Raw genomic sequence first — 19,489 nt, 5'->3', positions numbered from 1 at the left:
ATGGATTTCTTCCACGTCATCGTGGTGCTCCTCGAGTCCACCATCCGCGTTTCCGTCCCGCTGATCTTTGCAGCGCTTGCCGGGCTTTTCACCGAACGTGCCGGCGTCTTCGACATCGGCCTCGAAGGCAAGATGCTCGGCGCGGCCTTTGCGGCCGGCGCTGTCGCCGCCGTCACCCAGTCCGTGTGGATGGGCTTGCTGGCGGCCATTCTGATCTCGATTGCCCTGTCGCTGGTCCACGGCTACGCCTCGATCACCCAGCGCGGCAACCAGATCGTCTCCGGTGTCGCGATCAACTTCATCGTGGCCGGTTCGACCGTCATCCTCGGCGAAGCCTGGTTCCGCCAGGGCGGCCGCACCCCGGCGCTTGGCGAAGGCTCCCGCTTCCAGACGATCACCTTCCCCTTTGCCGACAGCGTCAGGGAGATCCCGATCCTGGGTCCGATCTATTCGGACCTGCTTTCCGGGCATTTCCTCCTGACCTATGTCGCCTTCGCCATGGTGCCGATCAGCTGGTGGATCCTCTACCGCACCCGCTTCGGTCTCCGCTTGCGCGCAGTCGGCGAAAACCCCGGCGCGGTCGATACGGCCGGTATCTCGGTTATCTGGCTGCGTTATCGCGCCGTCATCTGCTGCGGCATCCTTTGCGGTTTTGCCGGCGCCTATCTGTCGCTGGCGATGACCGCCGGCTTCGTCAAGGGCATGACCGCCGGCAAGGGTTACATCGCGCTTGCAGCACTGATCTTCGCCAAATGGCGGCCGTTCAACATCATGCTGGCCTGCCTGCTCTTCGGCTTCCTCGATGCGCTGGCGATCCGTCTCCAGGGCAATCCGCTGCCGTTGATCGGCCAGGTGCCGGTGCAACTGATGCAGGCGCTGCCCTATATCCTCACCGTGATCCTGCTGGCCGGGTTTATCGGCAAGGCAATCCCGCCGAAGGCTGGCGGCGTCCCCTATGTCAAGGAGCGCTAGAACCATGGAAAACGAACTGTTCGAGGCGGCCCGCGAGGCGATGGCCAAGGCGCATGCGCCCTACTCGAAGTTCCCTGTCGGCGCGGCGATCCGCGCCGAGGACGGCAAGATCTATACCGGCGCCAACATCGAGAACCTGTCGTTTCCCGAGGGATGGTGCGCTGAGACCACCGCTATCAGCCATATGGTCATGGCGGGCCAGCGCAAGATCCTGGAAGTGGCCGTCGTTGCCGAGAAGCTGGCGCTCTGCCCGCCCTGCGGCGGCTGCCGCCAGCGGCTCGCGGAATTCTCCGGCGCCAGCACGCGCATTTTCCTGTGCGACGAGACCGGCGTGAAAAAGACCCTGGCGCTGTCGGATCTGCTGCCGCACAGCTTCGAGACCGAGATCCTCGGATGACTGCGGCCGCTGAATTGCTGAAGGCCCGGCTCGCGGGCTTTTCGCCGCGCTATGGCATCGTGCTCGGCTCCGGGCTCGGCTCGCTGGTCGATTCCGTGGAGGAAACGTTACGGCTCTCCTATGCCGAGATCCCCGGCTTTCCGGTCAGCGGCGTCTCCGGCCATGCCGGCGAACTCGTCGCCGGAACGCTCTCGGGCGTTCCCGTCATCATGCTTTCCGGCCGGGTTCACTATTACGAGCAGGGCGATGCCAACGCGATGCGCCTGCCGCTGGAGACGCTGAAGGAACTCGGCATCGAATGCCTGGTTCTCACCAATTCCGCCGGCTCGCTGCGCGAAGACCTACCGCCGGGCTCGGTGATGCGGATTTCCGATCACATCAACTATTCGGGCTTCAATCCGCTGATCGGCGTCGAGAGCGACGATCGCTTCGTCGGCATGACCAATGCCTATGATGCCGAGCTTGCCGCGAGAATGCAGAAGAGCGCCGAGCGCCTGGGCATTCCGCTCAGCGGCGGCGTTTACATGTGGTTCTCCGGTCCGAGCTTCGAGACGCCGGCCGAAATTCGCATGGCGCGCATCCTTGGTGCCGATGCCGTCGGCATGTCCACCGTTCCGGAAGTCATTCTCGCCCGCTTCTTCGGCTTGAGGGTCATCGCCGCCTCGGTGATCACCAATTTCGGCGCCGGCATGACCGGGGGCGAGATCAGCCACCACGAGACCAAGGACATGGCGCCGGTCGGCGGCAAGCGGCTTGCCGCGATCCTCGCTGACATGATTGCCGCCGATACGGTGCGCGGGTGACGATGCTTCCGCAGGAAACCATCAGGCGCAAGCGTAACGGTGAACGCCTCGCTCCGGCCGAGATTGCCGACTTTGTCCGCGGCCTCTCGGATGGCTCGATCTCCGAAGGGCAGGTGGCTGCTTTCGCCATGGCTGTCTGGTTCTCCGGCATGGGCCGCGAGGAGACCGTGGCCTTGACGCTCGCGATGCGCGACTCCGGCGAGACGCTCGACTGGAGTGCGATTGGTCGCCCAATCGCAGACAAGCATTCGACCGGGGGTGTCGGCGACAATGTTTCGCTGATGCTCGCGCCCATCGTCGCTGCCTGCGGTCTTGCCGTGCCTATGATTTCGGGACGCGGCCTGGGGCACACCGGCGGCACGCTCGACAAGCTCGAATCGATACCCGGCTACAACATCCAGCCGTCGGCGGCAGTGTTCCGTAAGACGGTCGACGAGATCGGCTGTGCGATCATTGGCCAAACGGCGAACCTCGCCCCGGCCGACAAGCGCCTCTATGCGATCCGCGACGTCACGGCAACCGTCGACTCCGTGCCGCTGATCACGGCCTCGATCCTTTCCAAGAAGCTCGCCGCCGGTCTCCAGTCGCTGGTGCTCGACGTCAAACTCGGCAACGGCTCCTTCATGAGCGATGCGCAAGAGGCCGAAGTTCTGGCGCGCTCGCTGGTGGACGTTGCCAACGGCGCCGGCGTTCGCACGTCTGCGCTCTTGACCGACATGAACGAGCCGCTGGCCGATGCCGCCGGAAATGCGCTCGAGATCGACAATTGCCTGGCCTTCCTGCGCGGCGAGAAGACCGGGACGCGGCTTGAAACGGTCGTCCTGGCTTTTGCCGCCGAAATGCTGGTGGCAGGGGGCCTCGCCGACAATCCGGAACAGGGCGAGGCACTGGCGCGCAAAGCGCTTGGCAGCGGAGCGGCGCTCGAACGCTTCGGGAAAATGGTGCACGCCCTTGGCGGGCCGGTGGATTTTGTCGAGCGCTCGGTGGACTATCTGGGGCGGGCGCCGGTCATCTTGCCGGTCGAAGCGAAGCGGTCCGGTTACCTTACGGCCTGCGAGACGCGCGAGCTCGGCGTGGCCGTCATCGCGCTTGGCGGTGGGCGATCGCATCCGGATGACAGGATCGACCATCGGGTCGGCTTCGACGCGCTGAAGCCGCTCGGAACGCGGATCGAGAAGGGCGAGCTGATCGCATTCGTGCATGGGGCAGGCCAGGATGCGGCAGAGGTCGCCCGCCGTCGTCTGCACGAGCTCTACACGATCGACGATATCGAGCCGGTGAAACGTTCGCCGATCCTGGCGAAGATCACCTGACGAGATGTAAGGCGCCGTCCTCGACGCGGAAGGATGACAGCCGGCTCAGGAACGTCATGCCGATAAGCGTGCCGGAGAGTGCCTTGTCCGGCAGGACAAGCGCCTGGACGTCGCGTACGGATATGCCGCCGATTTCGATCCGGTTCAGCACCGCCGGGGCCGCTTCGACGACACCATTGGCGGTGTTGATGCGAGCGGTGAAAGAGAGTGTGCCTGGCGAAATGCCGAGGCGGCGTGCGGTCGAAACGTTGATGGCGATCGCGCTGGCGCCGGTGTCGACCAGCCCGCGCTCGCTCCGGCCATTGATACGGAACGTGCCGAAGAAATGGCCGGCGCCATCGGCATCGAGCACCACGCTCCGCCCCGCCGCGTATTTTGCTGTGGTCGCCGGCGGGGCCGGTTCTTCGGCAGCCGTCCTGTCACCGCCTTGTGTCAGGGCGGTCGTCGCGAGATGCGGTACCACCATTGCTGCAAGTGCGGCCACACCGGCCAAGGCGAGCAGGCGAACGAGCATGGACATCACTCCCCATGGCAGCGGATGCAGCACACTCAAGGTGCTGCGGCAACCCGTGGCGCGCCCGTGCGCGCCACGGGGCAGTAGACCGGATGACGCCTAAGACGACATAAAAAAAGCCACCGGAGACCGGCGGCTTTCTCATGCAACTGCAATCCTGGTTAAGGATCAGGAAATCACTTGGTGCCGTACATGCGGTCGCCCGCATCGCCGAGACCCGGCATGATGTAGCCGAGTTCGTTCAAATGGCTGTCGATCGACGCCGTAAAGATCGGCACATCGGGATGCGCGCCCTGGAAGTTGCGGATGCCTTCGGGAGCCGCGAGCAGGCACAGGAAGCGGATGTTCTTGGCGCCGCGCTCCTTCAGTTTGTCGATCGCCGCGATCGAGGAATTGCCGGTGGCAAGCATCGGGTCTACGACGATGACGAGGCGTTCGGACAGGCTTTCCGGCGCCTTGAAGAAATACTCCACTGCTTCCAGTGTCTCATGGTCGCGGTAGACGCCGATGTGGGAGACGCGGGCCGAAGGCACGAGTTCGAGCATGCCTTCCAGGAGCCCGTTCCCGGCGCGCAGGATCGAGGCGAAGACGAGCTTCTTGCCCTCGAGGACCGGTGAGTCCATTTCCTGCAGCGGCGTTTCGATGCGCTCCATCGTCAGCTCGAGGTCACGCGTCACCTCGTAGCAGAGCAGCGTCGAGATCTCCCGGAGCAGCCGGCGGAAACCGGCGGTCGAGGTCTCCTTCTTGCGCATGATGGTCAGCTTGTGTTGCACAAGCGGATGATCGATCACTGTAACGCCGTTCATGGCTCACCTTTCCGGATTTTTGTATCCGTCCTTTTTCCATGGAAAGCGTCGTCGCCGCAAGGGTATTGGCCGGCCGGAGAACGTCATCCCCAGTCGACGAATTCCTGTCGGTGCGCGCCCGTACGGCATGCCTTCTCAAATCGACCCAAGGAGACATGCAGAAAATCAAGATTCTAGAGCGACCTTGGTGTGTTCGTCCGAGCGCTCGGCCCTCTAGATCCGCGCGAGCAGCCGCTGACGTGTCGGCTCGTCGACGAAGGCAGCCTCGATTGCCGTGCGGGTCATGCCGTTGATCTCCTCGTCGGAAAAGCCCATGACCGCAGAGGCGATGTCGTATTCCTGCGCGAGCGACGTATGGAAGAATGGCGGATCGTCCGAGTTGAGCGTCACGCGCACGCCGGCTTCGTGAAGCGCCCGCAGCGGATGCGACGCGAAGTCCGGAAAGACCTGCAGCGAGATGTTGGAACCGGGACAGACTTCGAGCACCACGCCGGCGTCGGCGAGGCGCCGCACGAGCTCCATGTCCTCGATCGCCCGGACACCGTGGCTGATGCGTGATGGGCGTACGTGCTCGAGTGCGTCGCGAACGCTGAAGGCGCCGGAAAGTTCGCCGGCATGGATCGTCAGCCCGAGACCCGCGTCACGTACGATATCGAAGGCGCGGGCGAAATCGCCAACCTTGTGCATGCGTTCTTCGCCGGCCAGATTGAAGCCGGTGACGAGCGCATTTTCGCGCCTGGCCGCGAATTCGGCTGTCTTGATGACCGACTCCGGGCCGAGGTGGCGAATGCCTGTTATCAGCATGCGCGATTCGATACCGGTCTTCTGCCGGGCGGCTTCCATGCCGGCGGCGAGGCCTTCGAGATAGGCATGGGCGCCGAGGCCGATCGTGTTGCCGTGGTCGGGCGAAACGATGATCTCGCTATAGATCGTGCCCGCTTCGGCAAGCTCGGTCAGATAGGCTTCGGCGAGCAGCGCATAGTCTTCCTCGGTCCGGAACAGCGAGGCGATGGCGTCGTAGCACTTCACGAAGCTGGTGAAGTCTTCCCAGACATAGGCCTTGTCGCGGATGATTGCGCGGGCGTCGATGCCGTATTTTTCGGCCTGGGCGAGCGCCAGCTCGGGCGGTGTTGCGCCTTCGATGTGGCAATGCAGTTCCGCCTTCTTCAGATGTGCGGTCAAATGAGGCTTCTCCCATGATGGCCCGGCGCGATGCCGAGATGTTTGGCGACGCTCTCGCCAATATGCGCGAAGGTGTTGGCAACGCCGAGGGAGCGGCTGCGCAGCGACGGTCCGAACATCAGCACTGGCACCCGCTCGCGCGTGTGGTCGGTGCCGCGCCAGGTCGGGTCGCAGCCGTGATCGGCGGTCAGGATGACGATATCGGTCGGTTGCAGGCGGCGGTCGAGATCCGGCAGGCGCGCATCGAACGCCTCGAGCGCGGCTGCATAGCCGGCGACATCGCGGCGATGGCCGTAGAGCATGTCGAAATCGACGAAATTGGTGAACACCAGGCTGCCGTCCTCGGCCTCATCGATGGCCGCGAGGCTCGCGTCGAAGAGCGCCATGTTGCCGTCGGCCTTTGTCAGCTTGGTCACGCCCTGATGCGCGAAGATGTCGCCGATCTTGCCGATCGCGTGAACCGTGCGCCCGGCTTCCGTCAACCGGTCGAGGACCGTGGGCTCCGGCGGCAGAACAGAATAATCGCGCCGGTTGCCGGTGCGGGTGAAGGTCTGCGGGCTCGTGCCGACGAAGGGGCGCGCAATCACCCGGCCGATATTGTAGTCGTCGAGTAGACGCCGGACGGTCTGGCAAAGCTCGAGCAGGCGGTCGAGCCCGAAGCTCTGCTCATGCGCAGCGATCTGGAAGACCGAGTCCGAAGAGGTGTAGCAGATCGGCTTGCCGCTGCGCATATGCTCCTCGCCGTGGCGGGCGATGATGTCGGTGCCGGAAGCATGGCAATTGCCGAGGATGCCGGGAACGTTGCCTTCGCGACAGATGGCTTCGACGAGTTCGGCCGGAAAGGCGTCGCCTTCGGCCGAAAAGTAACCCCAGTCGAACATGACCGGCGTGCCGGCGATTTCCCAGTGCCCGGAAGGCGTGTCCTTGCCGCGTGAAACCTCGCTCGCGGCACCAAAGGCGCCGTAGACGCGGTTGGGCACCGGCATGCCCCGAGGAATGGTGCCATTGGCAAGCTTTGCCGCATGTACGAGGCCAAGGGCGGACATGTTCGGCAGGCTGAGCGGGCCTTCGCGCAGACCGGACCGGTCGGCAGCGCCGACGGCGCAGAACTCGGCGATATGTCCGAGCGTGTTGGCGCCGAGGTCACCATAGGCCTCGGCATCCGGCGCGCCGCCTATGCCGAAGGAATCGAGAACGAAAAGAAATGCACGCGCCATGATGCACCTGACAGCGGAAGCGCTGGCATCGCGCTCCGATAGCTTCTGGAAGGGCGCGACGACACCTAAAGGCATGCCGCGCAATCCCGAAGGGATAACGCTGCACACGACGCAATGCAATTGCGCCGGATCAGTGCCCGATCAGCAGTCAGTGCATTTTATCGATTGAGCCAGGCGCGAGTGGAAGTAGGCCGTCTTGGAGAGGTCTATCGTTTTGGACGTGGCCTGAAGGCTCGGAGCGTAGAGCATCAACTCATGCGGAACGGTGAGCTCCGTCCGAATGACAAAGGACTTGTTGGCCGTGAATTGGCCGGGCAGGGTGACTGTCGAATTCACGGTGTAGGGAACCCCGCCGGCCTGATCGCGCGACCAAATGACGGTTCCTTCGTTGGTGCCCGAGACCTCGATGCCGGTGATCTTCAGCGTGTAGTTCGCGTTTCCATAGGGCTCGAGAATGCTCTTTGCGACATTCGACACGTTGGTGAGGAAGGCTTTGTTGACTTCCGACTGTTGTGCGACGACGTCGGCGACGGCGCTTGCGGCGCGTGCGGTCTTGCCTGCAACCGTAAAGCCGACCGAAAGCTCGAACGCGCCGAGATAGGTCATGATCAGCAAGGGTGCGACAATCGCGAATTCAACGGCTCCCACGCCGCGCCTATCCCGCCGCAGCGCGTGAAACATGCCGTAAACCGCCTGGAGACGCCGGATCTTTTGCTCCGCAACCTGCTTCATGGTAAGCCTCACTCGCTCTCGTTTCGGAACGTGGCCGTTGCCACCATGAGATAATCCCTCGGCATGCTCGCGCCGGCGGGCCGCAAGTTGGTGACGAACGGCCTGACGAGGTCTGTGATCACGCTCCATCGGTAGTAGGCACGCACCACGTTGAAGGTACCCGGGCCGCCGGGGGCAAATTTGAAGTCACCCGTATCAATATCTGTCGAGCCCGCCTTGCGCGGAATGTGCACAGGAAAATTGGTGAGGTCTGAAACCGCCCGGACGTCGAGGTAGAACTGCGAGGGCTGGGTTGCTTCGGTGGCGGAGCATTTCATCAGGACCGAAATTTCATCGCAGAAGGCCTGGCGGAACTGCGCCTGCGTCATGTCCGTGACCTTGCCCTGCTCGAAGGTGATCTGGCCCGTGCGGACCTTGCGTGCCATCGTCTCCGTTGCGTTCGCCAGCAGCTGGTCGCCGTAGAAGGCGGCAAAGGTTTCGAGTGAGGCGAAAATCACGAGAAAGAAGGGCAAAGCGAGGATGGCGAACTCGATACTCGTCGTGCCTTTGCGGTTGCGGACGAAGCGGCGCAGAATGCCTTTTCGCCTGATATCAGGCCCACTCGGGCGCTCGATTGCCTGCTCGATGCTCATTGTGCCGTTCCATCACGTTACGCCAGACGGGCGGCAGATTATGGAGCAACGGTTGATATTTCGTTCCTGCAGATCATGTGCATTTTAACGAATCGCGGGTCAAAACCCATATAATTCAGTTGGTGCTACCTGTGGTTTTACGTTCGGCGTGTCGTTCGCAATTTGGCGTACAGGAGAGCACGGTGCGCGACGTCTGCTTGTAGATACGCACGGTGTTTCCTTCGTCGATCGACACCAGAATCCGCTCATCGACAATGGCGTTTCCGTCCTGGTCGAGGATGACCAGATTGGTGGTGCCAAAATTGCGGCCGGTGATGACGATGGTTCGGGCGTCGGCAACCGTGGCGTCCGCCACTTCGGCATTACCGATGATGACCTTGCTGACCGGGCGATCGAGCTTGAGCACGCGCGCGTGATCCATGTAGACGCGCATCATGTCGCCTTCGGTCGCGACGGCAACCGCTGGGGCGAGCGCGGCGATCGCGAATGCTAAGATGGCGGCTCGGCTGGTCGCGAAAGGCAGGGTCATGACGGGTCCTTGGGATGGTGCTCACCCTACACTCACCCATCTTGGTGAATGAACCGTTAAGTCCGCCATTTCGGGGCTTTGCGGATGCTGCGTCGTTTTCTGTTCGTTTACCCAAAAATCAGGGACGCTTCGTTAACTTTTCGGTAACCGCCTTCCTTAAGTCGATGGCAATGCGCCAGGACTAGTTTGAGGCCATCCGATCAACGGCAACAGTTGGCGGAAGTGCTGAACAACAAATGTGAAGTAGGAGAATCATCATGAAGAAGATTTTTGCCCGTCTGATGAAGGACGAGTCCGGCGCGACTGCCATTGAATACGGCCTGATCGCCGCCCTGATTTCCGTTGCCCTGATCGCCGGTGCAACCTCGCTCGGCAGTACGCTCAATACCACGTTCAACAGCCTTGGCTCGAAGCTTTCGAGCAGCACGGCCGGCAAGCTCTAGTCGGCTTGATAGCTTAAGGCGAAGGGGGTTCCATGAAGACCATTGTCTTCCGCTTGGTACGAGACGAGTCCGGTGCGACTGCCATCGAATACGGCCTTATCGCAGCTCTCATCTCGGTTGCGTTGATTGCCGGTGCGAGCACGCTCGGCAACGCGCTTGACTCCACGTTCAACGGCCTCGGATCGAAGATTTCGACGAGCACCGCCGGTAAGCTCTGACGATCCGGCTTCGGCAAGGATCGACGATGGAGCCGCCGCAGAGGCGGCTCTATTGCTATCTGGTCCTTGCGGCGGGTTGAAGATTGCATGCCTACGTTCGGAAGACAGGAACATGACTGAAGCCGCCATCTTCGTGATCTTTCCCTTCTGTCTGGGATTTGCAGCGTTTTCGGACCTGCTGACCATGACGATTCCCAATCGCGTTTCGGCGATTCTACTGGGCTCGTTCTTCGTCGTCGCGCCATTCGCGGGGCTCGGTTTCAGCGAGATCGGACAGCATCTTGCCGCAGCCCTCGCTGTCTTTGCCGTGTGCTTCTGCCTGTTCGCCACGAATGTGATGGGTGGCGGTGACGCCAAGCTCCTGACCGCCAGCGCCATCTGGTTTGGAATCACGCCGTCGTTGACCGCTTTTCTGCTCTATGTCTCGATTTTCGGAGGCTTGCTGACGCTTGCCATCCTCATGCTGCGTCGGCAGGAAAATGCGATACTTGCGAGTGGCATTCCCGTTCCGCAACTCTTGCTGACGGCCAAGAAAATTCCCTACGGGGTCGCGATCGCGCTCGGTGGCTTTGCCGCCTACCCGGCTTCGCCGCTTATGGAGGCGGCCTTTGCGCGTCTTTCCTAACACGAGCGTGTAGGGCGTCATCCTTCGTTAACCGCGCCCATAAGTAATCCGTTAACCATAATTACACCAATTCCTGATCAATCTGACCCTGGCATTTCTTTGGGGCTCGGAAACGATCATGAAACCGGTTCGCATCATCATACTGGCGGTGGCCGTGCTATCGGCCGCGATGGCTGGTCTATTGGCGATGAAACTGACGCGCGCACCTGCGCCGATGGCCGCCGAGCCCCTGATCGAGAGGGCGCCGACCGTCAACGTCCTGGTTGCCAGCAAGAGCCTGCCCGTCGGATCGCGCCTTGGCGGCGATTCCATCCAGTGGATGGCCTGGCCGAAGGACGGTGTGGTTGACGGCCTGATCACCGACGAAAATCAACCATCGGCAATCGACGACCTCACGGGGGCCGTCGTCCGCCTGCCGATCTTCAACGGCGAGCCGGTCCGCCACGAAAAGGTCGCAGATTCGTCCAGCCGCATCATGTCGTCGCTGTTGCCGGCTGGCAAACGCGCCGTCGCGACGGAAATCACCGTCGCCACCGGTGCCGGCGGCTTCATCCTTCCGAATGACCGTGTCGACGTCATCATGGTCCGCAAGGGCGATGGCGAACTCTATCTGACCGAAACCGTGCTCAGCAATGTGCGTGTCCTGGCAATCGACCAGCAGGTCGAGGAGAAGGACGACGGCACGAAAGCCGTCGTCGGTACCACGGCCACCCTGGAGCTGACGCCCGACCAGTCGAAGGTAATGACGGTCGCGCAGCAAATGGCCGAGCGCATTTCATTGGCACTCCGAAGCGTCGCCGACGCACAGGAATCCGACACCGACGCCGCAGATTACCTGCTGAGCGGTGACGGCCAGCCGAGCATCCAGGTCATCAAGTCCGGGTCCATCGTCAAGAGCGACGGCACAGCCGGCCAGACGCAGCAGTAACCAGGTTAGAACGGGGCACAAGGTGAAACAGAGCGGAAACAAATTTCGGGCGTCTGTCGCAGCCGGTTTATCGTTCTGCCTGGCGTTTTCCGGCATGTACCTGCCGACGCCGTCGGTGGCACTCGCCGCCGCTTCCTCGGTCGTACGGATCGTTGAGAGTGGTCCTGGCGTCAAGAAGAAGGTCAGCCTCGGCCTGAACAAGGCCGTCGTCGTCGACCTCCCCGCCGACGCGCACGATATTCTCGTGGCAGATCCTTCGCTGGCCGATGCCGTGACCCGTACGTCGCGGCGTATCTACCTCTTCGGCAAGTCCGTTGGCCAGACCAACATCTTCGTCTTTGGCCCCAATGGCGAGGAGATCGTCAGCCTCGACATCGAAGTCGAGCGCGATATCGCCAACCTTCAGTCGAATTTGCGTCGCTTCATTCCGGACGCCGATATCAATGTCGAGATCATCTCGGACAACATCGTGCTCACCGGAACGGTGCGAACGCCGCTCGATTCTACCCGCGCCGTCGATCTCGCCAAAGCCTTCCTCCAGGGCGGTGAGGCGACCACGCGCAATATCACCGCCCAGGGCAACAATGGTGACGCCGATATCTTCGCCGAAGATCGGCAGGTCTCGCAGATCGTCAATCTCCTGACGATCGACGGCGACGACCAGGTCAACCTCAAGGTCACCGTTGCCGAAGTCAGCCGTCAAGTCTTGAAACAGCTCGGTTTCAACGGCCGCATTGGCGATGGCGAGAGCGGCATCGGTTTCCGCAACCCGGCCAACCTCGGCGACGCGGTTGGCGTCGGTGCGAATGCGTTGATCAGAGGGACCATCGGCGGAACGACGATCGCGAGCTACATCAATGCGATGGAGCAGGCGGGCGTGATGCGGACGCTGGCCGAGCCGAGTCTGACGGCGATTTCCGGACAGGAAGCAAAGTTCTATGTTGGCGGTGAATTCCGCCTGCCCGGAACCCAAGAAGTCACGACGGACGAGAAAACCGGGGAAGACAAGGTCACGCGCGAAGTCAACGATGTTGAATATGGCATCCGCTTGAACTTCAAGCCCGTCGTTCTTGGGCCTGGACGCATCAGCCTTCAGATCGAGACGAACGTCTCGGAGCCGACCTATGAGGGATCTGCTGTCACCGGCAACGGCAAGACAAGCATTCCCGGCAATACCTTTCTCGGCATCCGCAGGCGCGAGGCATCGACCAGCGTCGAACTGCCTTCCGGCGGCTCGATCGTGATTGCCGGCCTGGTTCAGGACAATATTCGCCAGGCGATGTCGGGCCTGCCGGGGGCAGCGAAGATCCCGATCCTCGGAACGCTCTTCCGCAGCAAGGATTTCGTGCGCAACGAGACCGAGCTCGTCATCATCGCGACACCCTATCTGGTCCGCCCGGTCGCAAGAAGCGCGATCTCCCGGCCTGACGACAACTTCAATCCGGCCAACGATCTCGACAGCTACTTCCTTGGCCGTGTGAACCGCATCTACGGGCGGCCGGAGGCCGCGGCTCCGGCGGGGCGCTATCACGGCAATGTCGGCTTCATCTACAAATAGGTCGGTCATGACGCTTCGAACCGGTTCCCACAAGACACCTGAAAGGCCGAATGCCATGCCCCTGAGCACATCCAGCGCCGTCATGCGATGCACGGGCCGCGTGGCCATGCTGGCCATCGCCGGCATCTTCCTTGCGAGCTGCGGGACGAAGGACAATCTCGCCACCGGCTCGATTCCGGACGACTATCGCACGCGGCATCCGATCGTGCTTGCCGAAGGCGAACGCGCCATCGATATCCCGATCGCGTCGGGCGACCGCCGCCTGACCCAGGGAACGCGCGATGTCATAGCCGGTTTCGCTTCCGACTATCACAATTCGGCAAGCGGCGTCGTGCAGATCATGATGCCGCGCGGCGCGGCCAACAGCCATGCTGCGCAGGCGATGCGCAGGGAGATCCGCAGCGTTCTGGTTGCCGCCGGGGTCCCGGCCAAACGCCTCCTCGAGACGAGCTATGACGCCGGACCCTATGGCGACGCGGCACCGATCCGCTTGAGCTACGTTGCGATTACCGCCCAGACGGCGCCTTGCGGCACCTGGCCGGAGGACCTGAACCTCAACACGATGGAAAACAAGAACTATTACAATTTCGGTTGCGCCTCGCAATCGAACCTGGCCGCCCAGATCGCCAACCCGACAGACTTGCTCGGTCCGCGCCAGACATCGCCGATCGATGCGGAACAGCGCGGTCAGGTCATCAAGGACTGGCGTGGAACCGAAAAGAGCGACGGCCCGGTCGTCATCTTCAACTGATAGCGGCGGGATGAGGAAATGAGCACGATCGACTATAAGATCGAGACCGGTGGCGAGGGGGACGATCCCTTCTTCGACCAGGTGCGTACGGGCGATCTGGAACAGGTCCGTCCGCTGCCGCGGATTTCGATCCACGCCTTCTGCGAAACCAATGCAATGCAGCGGCTGATGGAGCGTTGCGGGCAGGACCGGCGCATGACGAAGGTCAGCCTGCGCATCAACAGCGGCAGCATCGACGCGGCCGCAAACATGTTCGCGACCGTATCCACTCCCAATCTCATCATCCTCGAGACATCGACCGAACCGCGGTCGCTTCTGGCGGAACTCGCGCCGCTTGCGGAGGTCTGCGACCCGAGCACCAAGGTGATCCTCGTCGGCAAGCACAACGATATCGGGCTCTATCGCGAACTCATCCGCAACGGCATTTCCGAATACATGGTCGCACCGGTGTCCATGCCGGATATTCTCACCGCCGTTTCAGCGATCTTCGTCGACCCGGATGCCGAGCCGCTCGGCCGAAGCATCGCCTTCATCGGTGCAAAGGGCGGCTGCGGTTCGTCGGTGATCGCGCACAATTGCGCCTGGGGCATCTCCAGCCTCTTCTCGACCGAGACCATTCTCGCCGATCTCGACCTTCCCTATGGCACGGCCAACATCGATTTCGACCAGGATCCGCCGCAGGGCATTGCCGAAGCGGTGTTTGCGCCGGAGCGCCTGGACGAGGTGTTCCTTGACCGGCTGCTGACCAAATGCTCCGACCACCTGTCGCTGCTGGCTGCCCCCTCCATGCTGGACCGCGCCTATGATTTCGAGACCGGTGCGTTCCACCCGATCCTCGAGATCCTGCAGCGCAGCGCGCCCGTTTCCGTTCTAGATGTTCCGCATCTGTGGACGGACTGGACCCGCGCCGTGCTCGCGGAAGCCGACGAAGTGGTGATCACCGCGACCCCCGATCTCGCCAGCCTTCGCAATACCAAGAACCTGCTCGATGCAATGAAGAAGTTGCGTCCAAATGACAAGCCGCCCCACCTGGTTCTGAACCAGGTCGGGATGCCGAAGCGTCCGGAGATTACGGCGAGCGAGTTCTGCGATTCGCTGGAAACCGAAGCGGTCGCCATTATCCCCTTTGACGCGGCGCTCTTCGGCAACGCTTCGAACAGCGGGCGGATGATCGCGGAAATCGACAAGAAGGCGCCGGCAGCCGAAACGTTCTCACAGCTCGCACATCTCTTGACCGGCCGGGTAACGATGAAAAAGGCCCGGCGCGGCGGACTTGGCAAGGTGCTTGCCGCGCTCGGTAGGAAATAGACAGGACGTAGGATCACGCAAATGTTTGGCAAACGCGGAAACGAAGGCTTCGGCAAAAGCGGTACCCCGGGTCCCGCCGTTCCTCCGCCCGTGGCTGTTGCGCAACCGGCGGCGACCGAACGGCCCGCCGTCCCGGTTCTCGGCGAGCCGACTTCCGCGATCCCGAAGATCCAGCCTGCCGCCGCGTCGCCGGCCCGTCGTCGCACCGCGCGAACGGAAGATTATTACGATACGAAGTCGCAGGTATTTTCGGCGCTGATCGACACGATCGATCTGTCGCAGCTCGCCAAGCTGGATACCGAAAGCGCGCGCGAGGAAATTCGCGACATCGTCAACGACATCATCACGATCAAGAATTTCGCGATGTCGATCTCCGAGCAGGAAGAGCTGCTCGACGATATCTGTAACGACGTGCTGGGATATGGCCCGCTCGAACCGCTGCTTGCCCGCGACGACATAGCCGACATCATGGTCAACGGCGCGGGGCAGACCTTCATCGAAGTCGGCGGCAAGGTACAGGAATCGGAAATCCGCTTCCGCGACAACGCCCAGCTCCTGTCGATCTGCCAGCGTATCGTCGGCCAGGTCGGTCGCCGCGTCGACGAATCGAGCCCCATCTGCGACGCCCGCCTGCCGGACGGATCGCGCGTCAACGTCATCGCCCCGCCGCTTGCGATCGACGGCACGGCCCTGACGATCCGAAAGTTCAAGAAGGACAAGCTGACGCTGGAGCAGCTCGTCCGCTTCGGATCGGTAACGCCGGAAGGCGCCACCCTGCTGCAGATCATCGGTCGCGTCCGCTGCAACATTGTCATCTCTGGCGGTACGGGCTCGGGCAAGACGACACTTCTCAACTGCCTCACGCGCTACATCGATGCCGACGAGCGGGTGATCACCTGCGAGGATACGGCGGAACTGCAACTGCAACAGCCGCATGTCGTGCGCCTGGAAACACGCCCGCCGAACATCGAAGGCGAAGGCGAGATCACCATGCGCGATCTCATCAAGAACTGCCTGCGCATGCGGCCGGAACGCATCATCGTCGGCGAAGTGCGTGGCCCCGAGGTCTTCGATCTGCTTCAGGCGATGAACACCGGCCATGACGGCTCGATGGGAACGATCCATGCCAACACGCCACGTGAATGCTTGAGCCGCATGGAATCGATGATCGCCCTGGGCGGTTACAGCCTGCCAGCCAAGACCGTGCGCGAGATCATTGCCGGATCGGTGGACGTGATCATCCAGGCGTCGCGTTTGCGCGACGGCTCCCGCCGAATTACCCACATAACCGAAGTCGTGGGCATGGAAGGCGACGTGATCATCACACAGGACCTGATGCGCTACGAGATCGAAGGCGAGGATGCCAACGGACGCATTATTGGCCGCCATACCTCAACCGGTATCGGCCGGCCGCATTTCTGGGAGCGCGCCCGCTACTTCAACGAGGACAAGCGCCTGGCCGCCACCCTTGACGCGATGGACAAGAACTAGGAGCTGCGATGTTTGGCATAGACATCACCGTTCTGGCACTGGCCGCTCTCGTCGCCATATCGGCGGCGGCGCTTGCCTACGGCTTGCTGTTCTCGCGTATCGAAAGCGAAAAGAAGGCGGAAAGCCGCGTGCGCAAGGTCAGCGCGGCGGAAACGGACCGCGCGAAGGTTAAGGCGGCACGAGACCGTGTCAGCGAATTGTCGAAGCGGCGCAAATCCGTGCAGGATTCGCTGAAGGAACTCGAGAAGAAGCAGCAGGAACGCTCGGCCAAATCATCGCCTTCGATGAAGGTGCGGCTGACCCAGGCGGACCTCTCGATGTCCTTGGGACGCTTCTATCTGTTCAGCGCGCTTTTCGGCGTCTTCGCCTTTCTCGTCGCCGTGATCATGGGAGCCGGACCCGCAATCGGCCTGGGAATCGCCCTGATCGCAGGCCTTGGCCTGCCTCGCTGGTTTGTCGGCTTCCTCATCAAGCGACGCTGCAAGAAGTTCCTGGAGGAGTTTCCGAACGCGCTCGAGATCATGGTCCGCTCGATCAAATCCGGCCTTCCGCTCAATGACGCGCTCCGCCTCATCGCCGCCGATGGGCAGGAGCCGGTCAAGACAGAGTTCCGCCGTGTGGTCGAATCGCAGCAGGTCGGATTGAGCGTCACCGAAGCCTGTGCCCGCATGATCAACAGCATTCCTCTGCCCGAGGTGAACTTCTTCGCCATCGTCATCGCCATTCAGGCGCAGGCGGGCGGCAACCTTTCCGAAGCCCTCGGCAACCTGTCGAGGGTTCTGCGCGATCGCAGGAAGATGAGGGCGAAGGTCAGCGCAATGTCGATGGAGGCCAAGGCGTCGGCCTGCATCATCGGTGCCCTGCCGTTCATCGTCTCGTTCTTGGTCTACGTGACCTCGCCCGCATACATGATGGTGCTGTTCACCGACCCGCGCGGTCACCTCATCATCGGCGCTGGCCTCGTCTGGATGAGCATCGGCATCATGGTGATGCGCAATATGATCAATTTCGATATCTGAGGCGCATCGATGAGCATGGACCTGATCAAGACGCTGACCGATCCGAACGTCGTCATCGCCGTTCTGGTTTCGCTTGCCGTGCTCGCGACATTTTACTCGCTGATCGTGCCGTTCTTCGAACGGGGCGATCTCGGAAAGCGGATGAAGTCGGTTGCGAGCGAGCGGGAGCAAATCCGCGCACGCGAACGGGCGCGGCTCGCCGAAGCACAGAGCGGCAGGGCGAGCCTGCGTGGCCAGAACAACGCCTCCATTCGCCAGATCGTCGAAAGGCTCAATCTGCGCACTGCGCTCGTGGACGACAACACGGTCAACCGTTTGAAAATGGCCGGCTTCCGCTCGCAGAATGCCCTCAATACTTTTCTCTTCGCGCGCTTCTGCCTGCCTTTCCTGTTTCTGCTCATCGCCCTCGTCTACATTTTCGTGCTCGGAAATTTCGTCGAGAAGCCGCTGATGGTGCGTCTCTTCTTCGCGATCGGTTTCGCCTATCTGGGCTTCTACGCGCCGAACATTGTCGTCGCCAACGCCGTCTCCAAGCGCCAGCATTCGATCCGTCGCGCCTGGCCGGACGCGCTGGACCTTCTCCTGATCTGCGTCGAATCGGGCGTGTCGATGGAACTGGCGATGCGTCGTGTCGCAGACGAAATCGCGGCCCAGTCGCAGCCTTTGGCAGAGGAACTGGTGCTCACGACCGCAGAACTTTCCTTCCTGCCTGACCGTCGCGCGGCGCTCGAAAACCTCGGCCTTCGCACCGGCCTCGAAGAGGTCAAGTCGGTGGTCCAGGCACTCATCCAGGCGGACCGCTACGGCACGCCGATCGCCCAGGCGCTGCGTGTTCTTGCGCAGGAAAGCCGCGATCAGCGCATGACGGCGGCTGAAAAGAAAGCGGCGGCGCTACCGCCGAAACTGACGGTGCCGATGATCCTCTTCTTCTTGCCGGTCCTGGTTGCCGTCATCCTCGGACCCGCCGGTATCCAGGTCGCCGACAAGTTCTGACGCGCGTCGCCGGCCTTCAGATTCGACCTTGTGCTTGCGCGACATGTTTTGGAGGGTAGCCGGTGGCACTCGAACCTGTCCCGGCATTGCACCAGATCGCCGCCGTAGGCGGCAACCGGGCGCAGTAATCCGCATAGCTTGATACACCTGTCCGGGCAGCGCCTGCGCGCGCGACCGTGGGGATTTGCGCTCGTCGTTAGTTGGCGGCCTTCGCCTCGTCAGCCTTGGCCAGTTGCTTCCACGCTCCCTGCTGGGAGAGCATCGAGCGCAGATAGGCGACGTTCGCTTCCGCCTGTTCGCTGGAAAGCTCTTGCCGGGCGATGGTCTCGGCCTCTTGAAAACGGCCCTGAAGCCCGACTGCCAGCGCCAGGTTCTGCCGCACACTGCTGTCGGCGCCGGGCTGGCCTGCTGCCGACTTGAGATAGGTTTCCGCGGTGCGAAGATCCTTGGTCAGAAGGTAGGACATGCCAAGGTTGGAGAGCACGGACGGTTCATTCGGCTTGAGGTCGAGCGCTTCGCGATAGCGCGCGCGCGCCTCCTGCGGGCGTCCGAGCTGGTCGAGGATCGCGCCCTCGGCCGATTTCAGCTTCCAGTCCGGACGGTCTGGGGTCTGGGCCCGGCTGATCGTCGCCAGCGCCTGGTCGAGCTGGCCGGCCGCGGCCTGCGCCTTGCCATAGGCGCCGAGCACTTCCCGGTCCGATGGATTGTTGATCGCGACCTGCTGCATGACGGCGAGGGCCTGCTCGTTGCGGCCGGTCATGCGCAGAAGGTTGGCGTAGTTGAGCCCAGCTTCGCGATCCCTCGGGTTCTTTTCATAGGCCTGGCCGATGCTTTCGGCCGCCGCCGAAAGCTCCGTCGCGGTCATCGACTGCACCGGCTTCGACGTGCGCGATATCGAGCCCGTCGTCAGTTCCTTCTTCGGCTGACTGGCGCAGCCCGCCAGCGTGAGCGCCACCAGCACAATCGCCGCGCCCTGGAAGAGATGAGCGGCTTTCAAGCGTGAAGTCGTACGTTTGGCCATGAGTGTCCCCAGCATGCATTCGCGCACCTGAACTTCA

Annotated in this window: 22 protein-coding genes; 14 read left to right on the top strand and 8 right to left on the bottom strand. The window is 62.2% G+C overall.

Translation table 11 applies throughout. The features are described from left to right. From AC0C6X_RS05100 to deoA, 4 genes are read left to right on the top strand one after another with little or no spacing between them, the layout of a single operon-like run. Positions 1 to 972, top strand: coding sequence for an ABC transporter permease (locus AC0C6X_RS05100; RefSeq protein WP_173518016.1), 972 nt, complete (start codon positions 1 to 3; stop codon positions 970 to 972). Between the two features lie 4 nt (positions 973 to 976). Continuing rightward, on the top strand, positions 977 to 1,369 hold the full coding sequence (locus tag AC0C6X_RS05095; protein WP_246304341.1) for a cytidine deaminase: 393 nt from the start codon (positions 977 to 979) through the stop codon (positions 1,367 to 1,369). Next, positions 1,366 to 2,172 carry a purine-nucleoside phosphorylase gene (locus AC0C6X_RS05090; protein ID WP_247960373.1) on the top strand — a complete coding sequence of 269 codons (807 nt, stop codon included), beginning with the start codon at positions 1,366 to 1,368 and terminating at the stop codon, positions 2,170 to 2,172. Before AC0C6X_RS05095 ends, AC0C6X_RS05090 begins: the two co-directional genes overlap by 4 nt. Beyond that, positions 2,169 to 3,485: a thymidine phosphorylase gene (deoA, locus tag AC0C6X_RS05085; RefSeq protein WP_472952100.1), complete on the top strand. Its 1,317-nt coding sequence runs from the start codon at positions 2,169 to 2,171 to the stop codon at positions 3,483 to 3,485. Before AC0C6X_RS05090 ends, deoA begins: the two co-directional genes overlap by 4 nt. Here deoA and AC0C6X_RS05080 read toward each other — a convergent pair. The 7 genes from AC0C6X_RS05080 to AC0C6X_RS05050 all read right to left on the bottom strand — a co-directional run bounded on the left by AC0C6X_RS05080 (position 3,478) and on the right by AC0C6X_RS05050 (position 9,097). Continuing rightward, positions 3,478 to 3,999, bottom strand: coding sequence for a retropepsin-like aspartic protease family protein (locus tag AC0C6X_RS05080; RefSeq protein WP_247960371.1), 522 nt, complete (start codon positions 3,997 to 3,999; stop codon positions 3,478 to 3,480). The genes deoA and AC0C6X_RS05080 overlap by 8 nt on opposite strands. A gap of 176 nt (positions 4,000 to 4,175) precedes the next feature. After that, positions 4,176 to 4,805 (bottom strand): uracil phosphoribosyltransferase, encoded by a 630-nt coding sequence (upp, locus tag AC0C6X_RS05075; RefSeq protein WP_173518021.1) that lies wholly within the window; start codon positions 4,803 to 4,805, stop codon positions 4,176 to 4,178. 213 nt (positions 4,806 to 5,018) lie between these two features. After that, positions 5,019 to 5,987, bottom strand: coding sequence for an adenosine deaminase (locus AC0C6X_RS05070; RefSeq protein WP_247960370.1), 969 nt, complete (start codon positions 5,985 to 5,987; stop codon positions 5,019 to 5,021). Continuing rightward, entirely contained in the window at positions 5,984 to 7,204 is a 1,221-nt protein-coding gene (locus AC0C6X_RS05065) for a phosphopentomutase (RefSeq protein ID WP_173515068.1), read from the bottom strand. Before AC0C6X_RS05065 ends, AC0C6X_RS05070 begins: the two co-directional genes overlap by 4 nt. A 141-nt stretch (positions 7,205 to 7,345) precedes the next feature. Further along, complete coding sequence (locus tag AC0C6X_RS05060) at positions 7,346 to 7,936, bottom strand: TadE/TadG family type IV pilus assembly protein (RefSeq protein WP_247960369.1); 591 nt, start codon at positions 7,934 to 7,936, stop codon at positions 7,346 to 7,348. Between the two features lie 8 nt (positions 7,937 to 7,944). Then, positions 7,945 to 8,568: a TadE/TadG family type IV pilus assembly protein gene (locus AC0C6X_RS05055; RefSeq protein WP_472952097.1), complete on the bottom strand. Its 624-nt coding sequence runs from the start codon at positions 8,566 to 8,568 to the stop codon at positions 7,945 to 7,947. 115 nt (positions 8,569 to 8,683) lie between these two features. After that, positions 8,684 to 9,097, bottom strand: a complete 414-nt coding sequence (locus AC0C6X_RS05050; protein WP_173515071.1) for a pilus assembly protein N-terminal domain-containing protein — start codon at positions 9,095 to 9,097, stop codon at positions 8,684 to 8,686. A 257-nt stretch (positions 9,098 to 9,354) separates the two neighbouring features. Between AC0C6X_RS05050 and AC0C6X_RS05045 the strand changes: the two genes are divergently transcribed. The 10 genes from AC0C6X_RS05045 (at position 9,355) to AC0C6X_RS05000 (ending at position 18,431) form a co-directional block, all read left to right on the top strand. After that, positions 9,355 to 9,540, top strand: coding sequence for a Flp family type IVb pilin (locus AC0C6X_RS05045; RefSeq protein WP_173515072.1), 186 nt, complete (start codon positions 9,355 to 9,357; stop codon positions 9,538 to 9,540). A 32-nt stretch (positions 9,541 to 9,572) separates the two neighbouring features. Further along, complete coding sequence (locus AC0C6X_RS05040; RefSeq protein WP_173515073.1) at positions 9,573 to 9,758, top strand: Flp family type IVb pilin; 186 nt, start codon at positions 9,573 to 9,575, stop codon at positions 9,756 to 9,758. Positions 9,759 to 9,870: 112 nt separating this feature from the next. Further along, the gene (locus AC0C6X_RS05035) at positions 9,871 to 10,383 is read left to right on the top strand and encodes an A24 family peptidase (RefSeq protein WP_173515074.1); all 513 of its coding nucleotides are present in this window, start codon (positions 9,871 to 9,873) and stop codon (positions 10,381 to 10,383) included. Positions 10,384 to 10,501: 118 nt separating this feature from the next. Beyond that, entirely contained in the window at positions 10,502 to 11,311 is an 810-nt protein-coding gene (cpaB, locus tag AC0C6X_RS05030) for a Flp pilus assembly protein CpaB (protein WP_173515075.1), read from the top strand. Positions 11,312 to 11,405: 94 nt separating this feature from the next. Continuing rightward, positions 11,406 to 12,869 (top strand): type II and III secretion system protein family protein, encoded by a 1,464-nt coding sequence (locus tag AC0C6X_RS05025; protein WP_210266389.1) that lies wholly within the window; start codon positions 11,406 to 11,408, stop codon positions 12,867 to 12,869. Positions 12,870 to 12,924: 55 nt separating this feature from the next. Further along, entirely contained in the window at positions 12,925 to 13,620 is a 696-nt protein-coding gene (locus AC0C6X_RS05020; protein ID WP_173515077.1) for a CpaD family pilus assembly protein, read from the top strand. Positions 13,621 to 13,638: 18 nt separating this feature from the next. Next, positions 13,639 to 14,928, top strand: a complete 1,290-nt coding sequence (locus AC0C6X_RS05015; protein WP_173515078.1) for a CpaE/TadZ family protein — start codon at positions 13,639 to 13,641, stop codon at positions 14,926 to 14,928. 21 nt (positions 14,929 to 14,949) lie between these two features. After that, a complete protein-coding gene (locus AC0C6X_RS05010) occupies positions 14,950 to 16,419 on the top strand; it encodes a CpaF family protein (protein ID WP_472952096.1) in 1,470 nt (489 codons plus the stop codon). Positions 16,420 to 16,427: 8 nt separating this feature from the next. After that, positions 16,428 to 17,438: a type II secretion system F family protein gene (locus AC0C6X_RS05005; protein ID WP_472952095.1), complete on the top strand. Its 1,011-nt coding sequence runs from the start codon at positions 16,428 to 16,430 to the stop codon at positions 17,436 to 17,438. A gap of 9 nt (positions 17,439 to 17,447) precedes the next feature. Next, on the top strand, positions 17,448 to 18,431 hold the full coding sequence (locus AC0C6X_RS05000; protein ID WP_247960362.1) for a type II secretion system F family protein: 984 nt from the start codon (positions 17,448 to 17,450) through the stop codon (positions 18,429 to 18,431). A 196-nt stretch (positions 18,432 to 18,627) separates the two neighbouring features. Here the strand turns inward: AC0C6X_RS05000 and AC0C6X_RS04995 are convergent, their stop codons facing one another. Beyond that, positions 18,628 to 19,452 (bottom strand): tetratricopeptide repeat protein, encoded by an 825-nt coding sequence (locus AC0C6X_RS04995; RefSeq protein WP_472952093.1) that lies wholly within the window; start codon positions 19,450 to 19,452, stop codon positions 18,628 to 18,630. Between the last annotated feature and the right edge of the window lie 37 nt (positions 19,453 to 19,489).

Source organism: Ensifer sp. VA4 (genome assembly GCF_055710065.1).
Note: the sequence above shows the minus strand (reverse complement) of the source record. Positions and strands in the feature narration are given on the sequence as shown.